Source organism: Streptomyces sp. NPDC029014, assembly GCF_055564695.1.
The window spans coordinates 1-1,050 of record NZ_JBVHVT010000254.1; the positions used below are offsets into that span (position 1 = coordinate 1).

Genomic DNA, 1,050 nt, shown 5'->3' on the forward strand with positions numbered 1-1,050 from the left:
GAAGGATTTCGACAACCTTCTGGCCAATTGCGGCGCGGTCCTTGGCCTTACTACCCGATCAAATGTCCAGCTCAGCGTTGCCAACGAGGCCATCAGCTTTCAGAAGGCCATGGTTCTTTCCGACACACCGACACTTCGGGAACTTTTTCTTGGTGCAAAGTTCGTGGATACACTTGACGCACGATCGATATCAGAAGGAATCTTGGAGGTACTCTCTGATATCCGCGCATTTGAGGAGGCATCCAGGCGGGGCCTGCAGCTAAAGAATGAGCGATGGCGTTCCCAAGCGAGCGCACTTTCCGGAGTGCTCAATGGATAAGCGGGTACTGCTCATCTGTTCAGGCGGAGGCCACTTGGTGCAGATGCAGCGCATCGCCGTTGCGGCAAGGACCACTGGCACGCTGACTCTTGCCACGGTAGCTGCCGAGCAGGAATTGAAGGGCGACGTCTACGACGCCGTGGTGTCTCTTCCTGATTTCAATCGGCAATCCCCGTTCGCGGCACTCTTGGGGATCCCGAAGGTTTTCTTCAAGGTCCTTTTCCTTCGGCCGACGCACATCATATCCACCGGGGCGGCCCCTGGCATCATCGGGATTATTGCCGGTCGATTCGTTGGCGCTAGAACGCTGTGGATTGACAGTATAGCCAACACCCGAAGATTGTCGGTGTCGGGAAGAATTGCCCTTCGAGTATCTCATCAGGTGTTCACGCAATGGCCAAGCCTTGCTGATGACCACAAGGTGCTCTACTGCGGAAAAATAATATGATCCAGATCTTTGCTTCCGTGGGTACTCAAGCACCTTTCCCGAGGCTCATCGACTACGTTTCCCAGTGGCTTTCCGTGAACAGCGAAGCTGTTGGATATGCGCAATCTGGGCCGTCCTCGACTGCTCCATCTTTCGGCGGCGCAGCCATGATCAGCATGCCCGAGTTTTCTAGGAGGATTTCGGAGTGTGATGTGCTGGTTACGCATGCAGGAATGGGAAACATCATTCGTGCGCTTGAGGAAGGCGTACCTGCGGTGATCATCCCTCGGCAGCACAGGCTCGG

2 protein-coding genes and 1 pseudogene are annotated in these 1,050 nt (G+C 55.2%); all 3 read left to right on the plus strand.

Going from position 1 to position 1,050, the window contains the following annotated elements; translation table 11 throughout:
• On the plus strand, positions 1-319 hold a 319-nt coding region (locus ACZ4VL_RS40915), incomplete at its 5' end, for a hypothetical protein (protein WP_468211162.1).
• A gap of 34 nt (positions 320-353) precedes the next feature.
• Positions 354-767, plus strand: coding sequence for a hypothetical protein (locus ACZ4VL_RS40920; RefSeq protein WP_468211165.1), 414 nt, complete (start codon positions 354-356; stop codon positions 765-767).
• Positions 764-1,050 (plus strand): annotated as a pseudogene (locus tag ACZ4VL_RS40925) (hypothetical protein); the annotation flags it as partial. The gene ACZ4VL_RS40920 and the pseudogene ACZ4VL_RS40925, both read left to right, overlap by 4 nt.